A 14,575-nucleotide genomic window follows, 5' to 3' on the forward strand; every position below is an offset into this window, starting at 1 on the left:
TACGGATCGCGCGACACCGGTGCCCCGAACCGCCTTATGACGCGGTCAGATCGAGCGCGATGTCGACGAGCATGTCCTCCTGGCCACCGACCATGCCGCGGCGACCGGCCTCTTCGAGCAGCGAGCGTGCGTCGACGCCGTAGCGCTCGGCAGCGGCCTCGGCGTGGCGCAGAAAGCTCGAGTACACCCCGGCGTATCCGAGCGTGAGCGTTTCGCGGTCCACCCGGACCGGCCGGTCCTGTAGGGGGCGCACGATGTCGTCGGCAGCGTCTTCGAGAGCATGCAGGTCGCAGGCGTGCCGCCAGCCCAGTTTGTCGGCGGCCGCGACGAACACCTCAAGCGGTGCGTTGCCGGCTCCGGCGCCCATGCCGGTCAGCGACGCGTCGATCCGGTTGGCGCCGTGCTCGACCGCAACGATCGAATTGGCCACGCCCAGCGACAGATTGTGATGAGCGTGAATGCCGATCTCGGTGGTGGGGGACAGGGCTTCGCGGAGCGCATCGACCCGGTCGGCGACGTCGCGCATGGTCATGGCGCCACCGGAGTCGACGACGTAAACACATGTGGCTCCGTAGCTCTCCATGAGTACGGCCTGATCGGCGAGCCTCGCAGGCGTGGCCATGTGGCTCATCATCAGGAAGCCGACGGTGTCCATACCGAGGTCCCGTGCGGCAGCGATGTGCTGGGCCGAGATGTCGGCTTCGGTGCAGTGGGTGGCGACGCGCACGACGGAGGCGCCGGCGCGGTGGGCGTCCTTGAGGTTGTGCACGCTGCCGATCCCGGGCAACAACAGCGTCGCGACCCGGGCGTTGCGTACGACCGTGGCGACCGCTTCGATCCACTCCAGGTCGGTGTGCGCCCCGAAGCCATAGATGCAGCTCGATCCTCCGAGACCGTCGCCGTGGGCGACCTCGATGGAATCCACTCCGGCGGCGTCAAGTGCGGCCGCGATGGTGGTCACCTGGTCGAGGTTGTACTGGTGGCGCACTGCGTGCATGCCATCACGCAGCGTGACGTCGCTGATGTACAAGTCTTGAATCATGATTGTGTGATGGCACTTTCGGAGGCGGCGATGCGTTCGGCGGTGGCTTTGGCGGCCGAGGTCATGATGTCGAGATTGCCTGCATAGGCGGGCAGGTAGTGCGCGGCGCCGGTGACTTCGAGCATCACGGTCACCCGGGTCCCGCTGAACTTTCCGGTTTCCGGGATGTACAGAGGCCGTGCGGCACTGAATGTCTCGAACTGGACCCGCTGTTTGAGCCGGTATCCGGGCACGTAACTGCTGACCCTGTCGGCCATGGTCGCGACGTCGTTCTCGATGGTGTGCCGATCGGCGTCACCGTCGACGAGGCAGTACACGGTGTTGCGCATCAGGACGGGCGGATCGGCCGGGTTGAGAATCATCACCGCCTTGCTCCGCTGCGCGCCGCCGACGATGCGCAGTGCGGCAGAGGTGGTTTCGGTGAACTCGTCGATGTTGGCGCGAGTTCCTGGACCCGCCGACCGCGACGAGATGGACGAGATGATCTCGGCGTAGGACACGATGCCTGATTGCGCGACGGCGGCCACGATCGGCACCGTGGCCTGCCCGCCGCAGGTCACCATGTTGAGATTGGGCGCGTCGAGATGCTCCTCGATGTTCACCACCGGCACGCAGTAGGGGCCGATGGCGGCCGGGGTGAGATCGATCATCCGGACTCCGTGATCGGCCAGCCGGGCCCAGTTGGCGCGATGAGCGCCCGCTGAGGTGGCGTCGAAAACCAGTTTGACGTCGCCGAATTCGGGCATCGCGAGCAGTCCGTCGACGCCGTCGGCTGTGGTGGGCACCCCGAGGCGGGTGGCGCGCGCCAGACCGTCGGACTGCGGGTCGATGCCGGCCATCGCGACGAGGGCCAGCGGCCCGTCGCTGCGCAGGATCTTGATCATCAGGTCCGTGCCGATGTTGCCCGAGCCGACGATGGCGACCGGATAGCGGATCATCGGTCGCTCCGGTCGTTGGCCAGCCGACGGGCCGCCTCGATCACGTTGCGTGCGTGCAACTCGAACAGAGCAATCAGATCCACCGAATCGCCGCCGATCTCCTTGGCGATGAACAGACCGTCGGCGCCGGCGATCGTGTAGGTGGCCAGGTGGTGGACCTGGGCGTCGCTCAGGTCCGGCGCCCAGTCGAGGATTGTGTCGACGAGTTGGGCGTACGCCTGGGCGCGCGCTTGCAGGAACATGGCCCGGGCACGTGGCTCGACGGGGCGGCGCTCCAGGGCGAGCATGAGCCCGAGTCGGATGAAGTCGGGGGATTCGACCAACGCTTTGGCGACGTTTGCGCCGAATGAGGTGGCTCGCTCCTCGGCGGTCCCGTCGGTCGGCACCTGCCATGCCGCCAGCCAGGTCCCGAAGCTGCGCTCGATCACCGCCGCGATCAGGTCGTCCTTGTCCTTGAAATGCCAGTAGATCGAGCTGGCCGGTAACCCGCACTTCTTGCTGACCAACGCGATGCTGGTGCCTTCATACCCACGCTCGGCGGCGATCTCGGTGGCGGCGTCGAGGATCCGTTCCCGCGACTGCTCGCCATCGAGGCGGCGACGGCGCGGCTTGGGCTGCTCATCAGCGGGCATCTGGGACTCCCGTCATCTTCCTTCTTGACTCTGTAGTGATCGCTACATTACCGTAGCGATCACTACAGGACAACCCTCGATGACGAGAGAGGCCACCGTGACTGCAGACCTCTACGACGTGGCGGTGATCGGCTATGGACCCACCGGCGCCACCGCGGCCAACCTGTTGGGCCGACAGGGATTGAAAGTGCTTGTCATCGAGCGTGATCCAGACGTGTACGGCAGGGCCCGGGCGATCAGTACCGATGAAGAGGTGCTGCGCATCTGGCAGTCGGTCGGCCTGGCGGACCGACTGCAGCAGGACATGCTGCCCGACCGGCCCGCGGCGTTCGTCGACGCCGATGGCGTGCCTTTCATCGAGACGACGATCGTCGCGCGAGGTTCGGGCCACCCGCCGCAGCAGTTCATCTACCAGCCCGCGGTCGACCATGTCCTACGCGAGGGGGTTGAGCGCTTCGACACCGTCGAGGTGCTGCTCGAACACGAGTGCCTGCGCGTGCTGGCCAAATCGGATCACGTCGAACTGATGCTCGCGGACCTTCGCACCGACACGTTCAAGAGGGTGCGGGCTTCCTATGTCATCGCCGCCGACGGCGGATCATCCCCGACGCGTGGGCAATTGGGCATCGGGTACTCGGGCAACACCTACGCCGAACGATGGGTCGTCATCGACACCAAGGTGCTATCCGAGTGGGATGCCCACGACCGGCTCCGATTCCACTGCAATCCGGACCGTCCCACCGTCGACTGCCCGACACCGCTGGGGCACCACCGCTGGGAGTACCCGGCCCGGGCCGGTGAGGACGAGCAGAAACTGGTCAGCGAGGCCGAGATCTGGAAGGTGCTGGAGGATCAGGGCATAACTCGCGAGAATGTCGAGATTCTTCGGGCCGTGGTCTACAGCCACCATGTCCGGGTTGCCGACCGCTGGCGGGTGGGCCGGATCTTCCTGGCCGGCGACGCTGCGCACGCCATGCCGCCGTGGATCGGCCAGGGCATGTCGGCCGGCGTGCGCGATGCGGCCAACCTGTGCTGGAAGCTCGCCGCGGTGCTGGCCGGCCGGGCGCCCGATGCCCTCCTGGATTCCTATGAGGCAGAACGCAAACCACACGTCGTCGAAGTCACCCGCCGCGCCTGTCTCGTCGGCCGCGTGATCACCGAGCGAAACCGGGTGATCGCCGCCGTCCGCAATCACACCCTCCGGGCGCTGACCAAGCTGCCCGGGGTGCTGCGTGGCGGTCAGAAGCTCTATTGGATCCCGGATGCGCGCTACGACGAGGGGTTCTTCACCCGTCCCGGAAATGACGCGGCCGGCTGGCAGATCCCACAGCCGTGGGTCATCGACGACGCGGGCGCGACGGTCCGCTTGGACGACATCGTGGCCGGGCGATGGACGGTGCTGCACACCGGAGTCGCCCCGGCGGGCGTGCAGGCCTGGACTGACCTGGGCGTGCCCGCGATCGCGCTGGGTGGCCCTCGAGACAAGTCCGGGACCGGAGCGATCCGCGACATCGACGGCACGCTCATCGCCTGGCTGCGAGGAAAGAAGGCCGCAGCCGTGGTGCTGCGCCCTGACGGATTCATCTACGCCGCAGCTGAAACCGGGCAGCGGTTACCCGCACCGCCGGCCGGCTACGAGCTGGCGCCGACCAGAACTGGAGCTCACACATGACCACCACATCACTTACCGAACACACCGTGACAGTCGCGGGCCGGGCCATCTTCTACGCCGAAGCCGGCACCGGACCAGCGGTGGTGATGCTGCACGGGGGCGGTCCCGGTGCCTCTGGGGTGTCCAACTACGGCCGCAACATCGACGCTCTCGCCGCGCATTTCCGGGTCATCGTGCCGGATATGCCCGGATATGGGCGCTCGGCCAAGGGGATCGACAAGGCCGATCCGTTCGGGTTCCTCGCCGACATGATCCGTGGTCTGCTCGACGAACTGGGCATCGCGACAGCACATCTGATCGGCAACTCATACGGCGGCGCGGCAGCATTGCGGTTGGCGCTGGACACCCCGCACCGCGTCGGCAAGCTGGTGCTCATGGGCCCCGGCGGCATCGGCACCACGCGCGCATTGCCTACCGCGGGCCTGGGCAGCCTGCTGGCCTACTACACCGGCGACGGCCCGAGCCGCGAGAAGCTGGCCACCTTCATCCGCAATTACCTGGTGTACGACGGCAGTTCGGTGCCCGAGGAACTGATCGACCTGCGGTACCGAGCGTCCATCGATCCCGCGGTGGTCGCCGATCCACCGTTGACCCGGCCGTCGGGACCGAAGGCCTTGCGCACGCTGTGGCGCATGGACCTCACCCGCGACAGCCGGCTCAAGAACCTGCGGACGCCCACGCTGATCTTGTGGGGCCGTGACGACAAGGTGAACCGGCCGGCCGGCGGCCCGATGCTGCTCAACGCCATGCCGAACGCCGAATTGGTGATGACCTCGCACACGGGCCACTGGATGCAGTGGGAGCGCTCCGAGTTCTTCAACGGGCTCGTCACCGAGTTCCTCGGCCAGAACTCGAAGCTCGCTCATGCCTAGCGTATTCGGCAATGTCCGTCTCGGCTACGTCGTCATCGAAACCGAGAAGTTCGGTGATTGGCGGCGTTTCGGCCGCGACGGCGTCGGCCTGCACGTTGACGACGCATTGCCCGATGTCCTTCGGTTCCGGCTCGACGACCACCAATGTCGCTTCCTGCTGCAGCGCGGACCGGCCGAGGACGTCACGGCGCTCGGATGGCAGCTCGACGATCACGACACGTTCGACGACATCGTCGGACGTGTCGTGCGGCACGGTGTGCCGGTCAGTGAGGGAAGCGCAGAGGAGGCTGCCCTGCGAGGGGTCGAGCGGCTCGTACGGTTCCCCGGCCCCAACGGCCTGACGCAGGAGATCTTCACCCGCGCCCGTCCCGCCGTCACCCCACTGCGGATGACCGCACGCGGCGGGTTCGTGACCGGCGACTGCGGAATCGGGCACGTCGCGATCACCACGAAGAAGCCGCAGCAGATGCGGGGCTACTACAACACCGTGTTCGATGCCCGACTGTCCGATTTCATCGACGAGACCATCAGCGGCGTCAAGATCAAGATCCGGTTCCTGCGGGTCAATCAGCGCCACCACTCGGTGGCCATCGCCTCGGTGAACCGCCTGCCCGTCAACCCGATCCGCACCCGCGTCCAGCACCTCAACATCCAGGTCGCCGACCTCGACGACATGACCACGTCCTACCAGCGGATCAAGGAACTCGGTTTCGGGATGGCGTTGGGAGTCGGGCAGCACACCAACGACCGGGAACTGTCCTATTACGCGATGACCCCATCCGGGTTTGAATGGGAGGTGGGGTGGAACCCGCTGGTCGTCGACGAGACGACCTGGGAGCCCACCACCCACCAGGGCATCAGCATCTGGGGCCACACCCCGGAAGGACAGACGATCATCGACAAGCTCGCCCAGTTCAGGACCGGCGCCCGCTCCGTGCTGTGGCGCGAGGACAGCGTCGTAGCGCTGGCCGGTGCCGGTATCGCCGACAGCCAGGGAGGAAGCTCATGAACCGAATCGATACTCATCACCATATGATTCCGCCCGCCTACCGAAAGGCGTTGCAGAAGGCGGGGATCGACGAGGCGGGCGGACGGGCGATGCCTGACTGGAGCCCGGAGGCCTCGTTGCGGACCATGGCGGAACTCGACGTTGCCACCGCGATTCTGTCGGTGTCGACGCCGGGTAGCACCTTTCTGCCGAACGCGTCCGACGCTACGGCGCTGGCCATCGATCTCAACGACTACGCAGCCGAGGTGTTCGCCTCGCAGTCGGATCGGTTCGGTTTCTTCGCCACGCTTCCCATGCCGCACGTCGAAGCCGCCACAACAGAGGCCATCCGCGCGCTCGACACACTCGGTGCCGATGGAGTCGTACTGCTGGCCAACAACGGCGGGACATATCTCGGGCAAGGGGGACAGGACGAGTTGTGGGCTGCGCTCGACGCCCGGTCTACCGTGGTGTTCATCCATCCTGCCGAGTTGCCGGGGCCCACGGTGCCCGGCGTGGTGCCGTTCGCCGCCGACTTCCTGCTCGACACCACTCGGGCGGCCTATCTGCTGGTACGCAACGGGATACGGCGCAAGTACCCGAACATCAAGTTCATCCTGAGCCACGCCGGCGGGTTTGTTCCGTACGCCTCGCACCGCATGGCGGTCGCCATCATGGGCGACACCGGCCGCAGCCCGGCCGACACCCTCGACGACTTCGCCAGTTTCTACTTCGACACCGCGTTGTCGTCGAGTGCTGCGGCGCTACCCACCCTGCTCGCGTTCGCCAAGCCGGGCCACATCACGTTCGGTTCCGATTGGCCGTTCGCCCCGCTGCCCGCGAGTCAGCTGTTCGCCGCGGGCCTGGACACGTACGACGGGCTCGATACCGCTGCCCGCCAGGCGATCAACCGCGACAACGCGCTGGCGCTGTTCCCGCGGCTCGGCACCGCGCCGTCGGCTCCGGCGCCCTCACCGCTGGATCAGGTGCGGCATCAGGCCACCCGGGCGGTGATGCGCGGAGTCGCCCGCCTCATCAACACCAAATGAGCCGCGGCCCCTCAGACCCGGGTCAGCTCCGCGTAGCGGGCGACGTGGTAATCGGTTGATCCGAACTCGTACTGCACCGCGGTGAGCCGCTTGAAGTAGTGACCGATCGCCAGTTCCTCCGTCATGCCCATGCCGCCGTGCAACTGCACGGAGTTCTGCCCGACGAAGCGCGCGGCCCGACCGACGGTGGCCTTGGCCGCCGACACCGCCTTTGCCCGTTGCGTGGGCTCGGCATCGAGGTTCAGTACGGCGAGATAGACCGCGGCCGAAGCCTGTTCGACCTCCATGTGCATATCCACCATCCGGTGTTGCAAGGCCTGGAAGCTACCGATGGGCAGGCCGAACTGCTGGCGCTGTTTGCAGTACTCGACCGTATCGGCCAGCACCTTGCGCATTCCGCCCACGGCCTCGGCGCATACCGCCGCGGCCCCCTCGTCACGGGCCAGCTCCAGCGACGGCCAGGCCTGACCCTCGGTCCCCAACAACGCCCCGGCCGGCAACCGGACGTCGGAGAACGTCAGGTCCGACGCCCTGCGGTCGTCCACTGTGCGGTACGGGTGCGCGGTGAATCCCGTTGTCAGCGAGGCGATGTCGACCAGGAACAGGGATATCCCGTCGGTGCCGGCGCGTTCCCCCGAGGTACGTGCGGTCACCAGCAGGTGGGTGGCCAGCGGTGCGTCGACGGCCAACACCTTGGAGCCGTTGAGTACCCACTCGTCGCCGTCTCGGCGCGCGGAGGTGGATACGTCGCGCCAGTTGTCCCCGGAGGTCGGCTCGGTGGCCGCCAAGGCGACGATCGCCGAACCCGCCACGATGTCCTCCAGCAGGGCAGCGGCGGCCGCGTCGCCGGACCGGTGCAGCAGGCCGCCGGCAACCACCACGGTGTCCACGAACGGCTCGATCACCAGGGCGTGGCCCAAAGCCTCGGCGATGACCATGGTTTCGACCGGCCCGCCACCGATGCCACCGGCCTCCTCGGGCAGGGTGGCGCCAAGGATTCCCAGTTCGTCGGCGAAGCCGCGCCAGATCTCGGGCTGCCAGCCGGGGCCGGTCTTGGCCGCGGCGCGGCTCGATGCCAGGTCGTAGCGGCTGGCCAGGAACTTGGTCAGCCCGTCGCGCAGCAGTTCCTGTTCGGTGGTCAGGTTGAAGTCCATCTAGAGCCCCAGTTCTGCCTTGGCGAGGATGTTTCGCTGAATTTCGTTGCTACCGGCGTAGATCGAGCCGGCCCGGTCGTTGAAATAGCGCAGTGGGGCGACCGCCTGCCACGGCGCTCCGCTGTGATAGCCGTCGGCGGGCGGTTCGTATTCGGCCACCGGGCCGCCCGGGAAGGTGGCGTGCGGCTGGTAGGCGCGGGCGAGCGGGCCCGCGGCCTCCATGGACAGTTCGGTCAGGGTCTGGCTCAGTTCGGTGCTCAGGATCTTGAGCATCGACGACGCCGTGCCCGGATGGCCGCCCTCGGCCACCGCGGCCAGCACCTGGTACTCCAGGATTTCCAGCACATCGGTGCGGATTCGGGCATCGGCGAGCCTGCGGCTGAAGGCCGGGTCGTCGATCAGCCGGCCACCGGCCGGTCCGGGCTGTTCTGTTGCCGCCGTGGCAATCTCTTCGCCGAGTACCTGCAGGGCCGGTGCGTTGGCGCCGCCACCACGCTCGAATTCCAGCAGATATTTGGCCACGGTCCAGCCGTCGTCGATCGTGCCGATCACGTTTGACTTCGGTACCCGGACCTCGTCGAAGAAGACCTGATTCTGGACCTCTTCGCCGGACGTCATTACCAGCGGGCGGATTTCGATGCCGGGGGAGGTCATGTCGATCAGCACGAAGGTGATGCCCTGCTGCTTCTTGGCGCCACGGGTGGTGCGCACCAGCGCGAACATCCAGTTGGCTTCCTGGGCGTGGGTGGTCCAGATCTTGCTGCCGGTGCACACCAGGTCGTCCCCGTCGGACACCGCTGCCATCGACAGCGCGGCCAGGTCCGACCCGGCCTCAGGCTCGGAGTAGCCCTGGCAGAAGAACACCTCGCCGGTCAGGATGCCGGGAAGGAAGTAGTCCTTCTGTGCCTGCGTACCGAACTTGATGATCGCGTGGGCCACCATGCGGATGCCCATGGGCGACAGTGACGGGGCGCCGGCCAGGGTCGACTCGCGACTGAAGATGTAGTGCTGCGTGAGGCTCCAGTCGCAGCCGCCGTGTTCCACCGGCCAGGCCGGGGCCGCCCAGCCGCGCTCGTGGAGGATCTTCTGCCAGGCCATGCTGGCGTCGTGATCGGCATACACGCTGGTCATCAGCTGGCCCGCACGCCGGATCTCGGGAGTCAGATTCTTGGCGAGAAAGTCGCGAACCTCGTCGCGGAATTCCTGGTCGCTCGTCGACCACTTCAGGTCCATGCCTGCCCCTGTCTACTGGTGTCGCTCCACAGAGTAAACCTAGTTAGTCAAGTGGCGCAGGCCACCCCGGCCGTGTGTGCGTCGGCTCCACCGGGGCGAGTCCTCACCGCACGTTGCTGTGCGGTGGTGGCACCTGACCGGGGCCGCGCGCGATAATCGACTCGTGGAGCGTCGCCAGAGCGGTCAGGAGCCGCAATCGCCGATGACACTGCTGCAGAACATTCCTGCGCTGGTGGTGCTGGAGCGGTTCCCGGTGCCGGTGTTGGCAATCGCCGAGGACGGAACGATCCTCTTCGCCAACAGTGCGTTCGGTGAGATGGTCGGCCGCGACACCGATGCGGTCAAAAGCATGCAGTTTGCTGAGATGTTCCATTCGCTGCCGGCCGACGAGTCGGCGGTCTCGGTGATGCGAGCCCATGCCGGTCTGCTGGTCGACCTCGTCCACCGCGACGGTTCCATCGTGCGGGCGCGGATGAGCAAATCGGCGCTGCTGCGCGGCGACGACCCGGTGGCGCTGGCGACGTTCCAGGACCTCACCGAGCGGTTGTGGTCCGAAGAGTTGTAGGGGCTAGCCCGCGGCCTGCGTTCGGCGCAGCGATTCGCGGGCCAGGAATTCACGGAAGTAATCCAGCGACTCCCTGCTGACGATCGCGGGGAGCAGCAGATCCCACGTGTGGGCGACCCGTTCGCGTAAGTCGGTGCCCGTGGCGTTGGCGCGCGAGAGGGCCTCGGCGCCCAGCATGGATCCGAGGATCACCTCGGCGGCACCGGCGATGTCGAGGCTGTCCCGTAGGTCGCCCTCCTCGGCCGCCTGGATCAACTGCGTTCTGAGCTCATCGAGCCAGCTCGTGTACACCTGGGTGGCGGCGGCGTTGATGCCGCTGAACGTCCGCAGTAGTTGCATACCGATCTGCGCGACCTTGTCCGAACGGGCGAAATCGGCCACCACGAACAGTCCGTGGATGGTGTTTTCCAAAGCCGGCGATGAGGATTCGGCGATGGCGCGGAACGTGGTCAGCATCGCCGTGCCACCGTCGCTGATGATCGCCTCGGCCAGTGATTCCTTCGAGTCGAAGTGGTAGTAGAGCGCGCCCTTGGTCATCTCGGCCCGTGCGATGATGTCGCCGAGCCCGGTCGCCGGATAGCCGCGCTCGCTGAACAGGTCGACGGCCGCGGTGATGATCTTCTGCCGGGTCAGCTCGGATCGAGCCTGGCGTGCCATGTCAGGCTCGCCTGACAGCTGCGTTGGGTGCGCTGTCCGGTGAGTGGGGGCGCAGGGGGATTACCTTCCTGACGCCAACCGCGGTGCGGCGCCGGATGAACTGCTTGAGGTAGGCGAGCCGCTCCGGTTCGACGAACCCGGGGAGCGCCAGCCGCCAGCTGTGCTCGAGCTCGGTGAGGAACCGCGGTGGATCGTCGAGGTCACTCGTCTGGCGCACGCCCAGGTAGATGGACACCAACAACCGGGCGATCGCTTCCGGGTCGCTGTCGGCGGTGAAGTCACCTTCACCGATGGCACGTTTGGCGATTCCGGCGAAACCCTGCACCCATTCTTCGAGCACCCGCGGCCCCAGGCCGTCGGTCCGGCCGATGGATTCGACCAGGTTCAGGGCTGCCCGGGCCATCGGGTCGCCGATGTCTTCGGCTGCCACCAGGCAGGAGAGGTCGATCAACGTCTCCGCTCCCGACAGGTTGCGGGCCAGGACGTCCTCGACGGCCTTGTTGGCCCGCGTGGTGCGGTGCTCGACGATCGAGACCGCCAGTGCGTGCTTGGACCGGAAGTGGAAGTACAGCGCACCCTTCGTGACGGTGGCGTCGGCCAGGATGTCGTCGAGGCTGACCAGGCTGTACGGCGTGTGGGCGAACTGCCGCGCGGCCGCCTGCAAGATCTGGAGGCGGGTCAGCTCCGCTCGCCGGTCGAGCTGCTCAGTCACCTCGGGGCCTTCCTGACTCTGATCGGCCGGCGGTCTTGTCTGATCTCGCCGTCGCCACCAGCAGACTCAAAGTCTTCACCGTACGTGCATAACATTCTAAAGGTATGTATCGTGCTTAGCGTGATAACTCTTGGTTCGTCGCGGGTTGCCCGCCCGGCGGTGGTGCACGCCACGGCCGCGGGCGCAGTGGCGAACGCCACCATTTGGCGGTCGGCAGTAGCCAAGGGCTATCCTGGAAGCGTTGTCATGGCCTGCACCGGCAATCCCCCTCGAATCCCGGTGCGGGCCATGGCGACCTCAATTCCTGGTGCCTACCAAAGTGATTCGATCTTGATGATGCGCCCTGTGGTTCAGTCGGAGTGTCGCTAGCCGATGTGGGATGACGAAGTCGACGTCGTTTGCTGTGGCTCGGGCTTCGGGGCGTTGGCCGCGGCTGTCGCGGCAGCGGATGCCGGGCTCGATGTGCATATCGTCCGCCCAGCGGCTGCGGGCAACCTTCAATCGGTGACGCCGGGTGTGGAGACACCGTGGCTGGGTGCGGGCATCCAGGATCCCGAGACCCGCGACTACCTCGACGAGCTGTCGGCGGACTTGAAGCCGGTCGACGACGCCGAATACGACACCGCTCTGACGGTTCGGGCGGTCACCGACTGGACCCCGGTCACCGGACGCGGCCGGATCGCTCCGTTCTACGGCGCCCGGCTGCAGGACTGGGCGCGATGCTGCCTGACGTCTCCGTACGGCGTGCTCTACACCCGGTTGACGGATCGAGGCACGACCTCGATGAAGACCCGCACCGGCGAGGAGATCCAGGTCAAGGTGCTCGGGACGCTGGAAGCTGAGAGTGAGTCCGGCGCCGCATCGGTGGTCGGTGACTGGCTGTCGGCGCAGGCACTCGACCGCCAGATCCACACCCTGGACAACAGCACGTTGCGACGGATCGTGTTCGAGGAGGGCGAGGTCCTCGGGGCGGTGTTCGACACCGCCGACGGTCCGCTGGCACTGCGGGCCCGCCACGGCGTGGCCCTGTCGACCGAACCCCGCGGTGCCGGCTCGGTGACCGGTCAGCTCATCGAGCCCGGTAAAACCTTGCAGGTGGGCCTGGTCGGTTACAGCGCCAGCAGATTCGGTCGCGTGGAACTGCTGGCCCACGAGCCCGACACCGGACGATCGGACTACTGCCGATCGGGAGGTGTGCACGACTCACCGCGTGAGTCGTACCGATCACGTGCGCGGCGCGGCTGAGAAGTGCACCGGTACCCGCCCTTTGGCCAGCAACGCGGCCATCTCGTGGCCGAGGATCGGCTTGGACAGCAAGAAGCCCTGGGCGCGGTAGCAGCCGTGTCGCAGCAGCGTCAGCGCTGCCCGTTCGGTCTCCACCCCTTCGGCCACCAGCTGTAGGCCGAAGGCGCCGGCCAGGGCGATCACCGCGCGCACGATCGGCAGGTCGCCCGGGTCCGATCCGAGTCCCGCGACAAAGCTGCGGTCGATCTTGAGGGTGTCCACCGGGAGCGATTTCAACAGTGACAGCGCGCTGTAGCCGGTACCGAAGTCGTCGATGGCCACCTGCACGCCCACCTTGTGCAATCCCGTCAACGTCGAGCGAGTGGTTTCGATGTCCTGCACCACGATGCTCTCGGTGATCTCCAGGCACACCGACCCGCGTGGGAGGCGGAACTCCTTCATGACCCCAGCCACCGACGCGACGAATCCGTCGGTCACCAACTGCACCGGGGACACGTTGATCCGCAGCACGATGTTGCGGCCGACGCCGTTGGCCCGCCAGCGGGCGAACTCGGCACATGCGTTGCGCAGCACCCAGCGGCCCAGTTCTCCTGCCAGGTTTATGGATTCGGCCACGCCGATGAAGGAGTCGGGGGACAGCAGGCCGCGGGTCGGGTGCTGCCAGCGGACCAGGGCCTCGGCGGCCAGCACCTCGCCGGTCCGCATGTCGATCTCGGGTAGATAGTGCAGCACCAGTGCGCCGCTCTCGATCACGCTCTGCAGGTGTAGCTCGATGTCGTTGCGGAAGTCGATCTCCATCGCCATCTCATCGGAGAACACCGCGACCCGGTTGCCCCCGGAGTTCTTCGCGGTCAGTACCGCGTGGTCGGCCCGGTTGAGCAGGTCGGAGGTGGAGTCGCGGCCCGGAATGCCTTGGGCCAGGCCGATGCTGACGGTACGGGTGAGCATCTCGCCTTCGATGGTCACCCGTTCCCGCAGAACCGACTGGAGTCGGTAGGCCAATGCCGTGGCCGCCTCGGCCGTCATCGAGGCCGCGGGGACCACGACGAATTCGTCGCCGCCGAGTCGCGCGATGAGTTTGGGTGAGTCGTCGCCCCGTTGCAACCGTTCGGCCAGGATGCTGATGAAGGCATCACCGGCGGTATGCCCCAGATAGTCGTTGATCGCCTTCAACCGGTCCAGGTCGAAGAACATCACCACGACCGGGCCGGGCTGGCCCGGAGCCAGCCGGGCCTCCAGGTGGGCCATGAGCGCCCTGCGGTTGTGCAGCCCGGTGAGGTGGTCGTGATCGGCGAGGTATCGCAACCGGTCCTCGGCCTCGATGCGGGCCTGCACCTGGGCGAACAGCGAGGCGATCGCCTTGAGTGCGTTGAGTTCGGCGGGTAGCCACTCACGATCGCCGAACTTGACGAACCCCAGGACGCCGGTGGTGACGTCCCCGGACAACAACGGCACACATGCCATCGAGGTGCTGGCGATGTGGCGTCCCGCCTCGATCGTGCGCTGGTAGTCGTCGGTGGCCGGCTCCGGGCGGAACACCGCCGGTTCCTTGAGGTGCTCGGCCATCGCGAACACCGGGTCGGCATCGGCGAAGTGGATGACCGCGATCGGGTCGGTCAGGGTGTCCGATGGGCGCGGCGGCCACTCGGCCACCAGCCGGGTCGCGTGCGTCTCGTGATCGTTGTGACGCAGGAAGCTCACGTCGACGTCGAAGAACGAGACCAGCTCGGCCAGCACCTGCTGACTCACCGTGACCGACGTCGCGGCGTCGACCGCCATCAGTTGCGTGGCAACCGATGTGACGAGCAGTTCGAGG

General features: G+C 66.8%; 14 protein-coding genes. 6 read left to right on the forward strand and 8 right to left on the reverse strand.

Going from position 1 to position 14,575, the window contains the following annotated elements:
- Nucleotides 1-34: 34 nt before the first annotated feature.
- Genes dmpG through EH231_RS00690 form a run of 3 tightly spaced genes read right to left on the reverse strand, consistent with a single transcriptional unit; the run spans nt 35 to nt 2,612 of the window.
- Nucleotides 35-1,042 (reverse strand): 4-hydroxy-2-oxovalerate aldolase, encoded by a 1,008-nt coding sequence (gene dmpG / locus EH231_RS00680; RefSeq protein WP_124711675.1) that lies wholly within the window; start codon nt 1,040-1,042, stop codon nt 35-37.
- Entirely contained in the window at nt 1,039-1,980 is a 942-nt protein-coding gene (locus EH231_RS00685; protein ID WP_124711676.1) for an acetaldehyde dehydrogenase (acetylating), read from the reverse strand. Before EH231_RS00685 ends, dmpG begins: the two co-directional genes overlap by 4 nt.
- On the reverse strand, nt 1,977-2,612 hold the full coding sequence (locus tag EH231_RS00690; RefSeq protein WP_124711677.1) for a TetR/AcrR family transcriptional regulator: 636 nt from the start codon (nt 2,610-2,612) through the stop codon (nt 1,977-1,979). Before EH231_RS00690 ends, EH231_RS00685 begins: the two co-directional genes overlap by 4 nt.
- 79 nt (nt 2,613-2,691) lie before the next feature.
- Here EH231_RS00690 and EH231_RS00695 point away from each other — a divergent pair, with 79 nt between their 5' ends.
- From EH231_RS00695 to EH231_RS00710, 4 genes are read left to right on the forward strand one after another with little or no spacing between them, the layout of a single operon-like run.
- Nucleotides 2,692-4,284 carry a bifunctional 3-(3-hydroxy-phenyl)propionate/3-hydroxycinnamic acid hydroxylase gene (locus tag EH231_RS00695; protein WP_206429626.1) on the forward strand — a complete coding sequence of 531 codons (1,593 nt, stop codon included), beginning with the start codon at nt 2,692-2,694 and terminating at the stop codon, nt 4,282-4,284.
- Nucleotides 4,281-5,156 carry an alpha/beta fold hydrolase gene (locus EH231_RS00700; RefSeq protein ID WP_124711679.1) on the forward strand — a complete coding sequence of 292 codons (876 nt, stop codon included), beginning with the start codon at nt 4,281-4,283 and terminating at the stop codon, nt 5,154-5,156. Before EH231_RS00695 ends, EH231_RS00700 begins: the two co-directional genes overlap by 4 nt.
- Complete coding sequence (locus EH231_RS00705; protein ID WP_124711680.1) at nt 5,149-6,165, forward strand: VOC family protein; 1,017 nt, start codon at nt 5,149-5,151, stop codon at nt 6,163-6,165. Before EH231_RS00700 ends, EH231_RS00705 begins: the two co-directional genes overlap by 8 nt.
- The gene (locus tag EH231_RS00710; RefSeq protein ID WP_124711681.1) at nt 6,162-7,193 is read left to right on the forward strand and encodes an amidohydrolase family protein; all 1,032 of its coding nucleotides are present in this window, start codon (nt 6,162-6,164) and stop codon (nt 7,191-7,193) included. Before EH231_RS00705 ends, EH231_RS00710 begins: the two co-directional genes overlap by 4 nt.
- An 11-nt stretch (nt 7,194-7,204) precedes the next feature.
- On the opposite strand, the gene EH231_RS00715 is transcribed toward EH231_RS00710, so the two are convergent.
- Both EH231_RS00715 and EH231_RS00720 read right to left on the reverse strand, forming a co-directional pair.
- On the reverse strand, nt 7,205-8,347 hold the full coding sequence (locus tag EH231_RS00715; protein ID WP_090434104.1) for an acyl-CoA dehydrogenase family protein: 1,143 nt from the start codon (nt 8,345-8,347) through the stop codon (nt 7,205-7,207).
- Nucleotides 8,348-9,580 carry an acyl-CoA dehydrogenase family protein gene (locus EH231_RS00720; RefSeq protein ID WP_090434106.1) on the reverse strand — a complete coding sequence of 411 codons (1,233 nt, stop codon included), beginning with the start codon at nt 9,578-9,580 and terminating at the stop codon, nt 8,348-8,350.
- Between the two features lie 202 nt (nt 9,581-9,782).
- Between EH231_RS00720 and EH231_RS00725 the strand changes: the two genes are divergently transcribed.
- Nucleotides 9,783-10,145: a PAS domain S-box protein gene (locus EH231_RS00725; protein WP_170856501.1), complete on the forward strand. Its 363-nt coding sequence runs from the start codon at nt 9,783-9,785 to the stop codon at nt 10,143-10,145.
- A 3-nt stretch (nt 10,146-10,148) separates the two neighbouring features.
- On the opposite strand, the gene EH231_RS00730 is transcribed toward EH231_RS00725, so the two are convergent.
- Nucleotides 10,149-10,802, reverse strand: coding sequence for a ScbR family autoregulator-binding transcription factor (locus EH231_RS00730; RefSeq protein ID WP_124711682.1), 654 nt, complete (start codon nt 10,800-10,802; stop codon nt 10,149-10,151).
- Between the two features lies 1 nt (nt 10,803).
- On the reverse strand, nt 10,804-11,514 hold the full coding sequence (locus EH231_RS00735) for a TetR family transcriptional regulator (protein WP_090434111.1): 711 nt from the start codon (nt 11,512-11,514) through the stop codon (nt 10,804-10,806).
- 372 nt (nt 11,515-11,886) lie between these two features.
- Here EH231_RS00735 and EH231_RS00740 point away from each other — a divergent pair, with 372 nt between their 5' ends.
- Entirely contained in the window at nt 11,887-12,759 is an 873-nt protein-coding gene (locus tag EH231_RS00740; RefSeq protein ID WP_124711683.1) for an FAD-binding protein, read from the forward strand.
- On the opposite strand, the gene EH231_RS00745 is transcribed toward EH231_RS00740, so the two are convergent.
- A complete protein-coding gene (locus tag EH231_RS00745; RefSeq protein ID WP_234940122.1) occupies nt 12,739-14,538 on the reverse strand; it encodes a putative bifunctional diguanylate cyclase/phosphodiesterase in 1,800 nt (599 codons plus the stop codon). The two genes, EH231_RS00740 and EH231_RS00745, sit on opposite strands and share 21 nt — an antisense overlap.
- Nucleotides 14,539-14,575: the final 37 nt, after the last annotated feature.

Origin of the sequence: Mycolicibacterium nivoides (assembly GCF_003855255.1) — a bacterium.
GTDB lineage: Bacteria > Actinomycetota > Actinomycetes > Mycobacteriales > Mycobacteriaceae > Mycobacterium > Mycobacterium nivoides.

What these genes read in the sequence shown, in the direction of transcription:
- EH231_RS00710 (WP_124711681.1), top strand. Translation starts at nt 6,162, where the DNA reads ATGAACCGAATCGATACTCATCACCATATGATTCCGCCCGCCTACCGA.
- EH231_RS00695 (WP_206429626.1), top strand. Translation starts at nt 2,692, where the DNA reads ATGACGAGAGAGGCCACCGTGACTGCAGACCTCTACGACGTGGCGGTG.
- EH231_RS00705 (WP_124711680.1), top strand. Translation starts at nt 5,149, where the DNA reads ATGCCTAGCGTATTCGGCAATGTCCGTCTCGGCTACGTCGTCATCGAA.
- EH231_RS00745 (WP_234940122.1), bottom strand. Translation starts at nt 14,538, where the DNA reads ATGGCGGTCGACGCCGCGACGTCGGTCACGGTGAGTCAGCAGGTGCTG.
- dmpG (WP_124711675.1), bottom strand. Translation starts at nt 1,042, where the DNA reads ATGATTCAAGACTTGTACATCAGCGACGTCACGCTGCGTGATGGCATG.
- EH231_RS00690 (WP_124711677.1), bottom strand. Translation starts at nt 2,612, where the DNA reads ATGCCCGCTGATGAGCAGCCCAAGCCGCGCCGTCGCCGCCTCGATGGC.
- EH231_RS00715 (WP_090434104.1), bottom strand. Translation starts at nt 8,347, where the DNA reads ATGGACTTCAACCTGACCACCGAACAGGAACTGCTGCGCGACGGGCTG.
- EH231_RS00740 (WP_124711683.1), top strand. Translation starts at nt 11,887, where the DNA reads ATGTGGGATGACGAAGTCGACGTCGTTTGCTGTGGCTCGGGCTTCGGG.
- EH231_RS00720 (WP_090434106.1), bottom strand. Translation starts at nt 9,580, where the DNA reads ATGGACCTGAAGTGGTCGACGAGCGACCAGGAATTCCGCGACGAGGTT.
- EH231_RS00730 (WP_124711682.1), bottom strand. Translation starts at nt 10,802, where the DNA reads ATGGCACGCCAGGCTCGATCCGAGCTGACCCGGCAGAAGATCATCACC.
- EH231_RS00685 (WP_124711676.1), bottom strand. Translation starts at nt 1,980, where the DNA reads ATGATCCGCTATCCGGTCGCCATCGTCGGCTCGGGCAACATCGGCACG.
- EH231_RS00725 (WP_170856501.1), top strand. Translation starts at nt 9,783, where the DNA reads ATGACACTGCTGCAGAACATTCCTGCGCTGGTGGTGCTGGAGCGGTTC.
- EH231_RS00700 (WP_124711679.1), top strand. Translation starts at nt 4,281, where the DNA reads ATGACCACCACATCACTTACCGAACACACCGTGACAGTCGCGGGCCGG.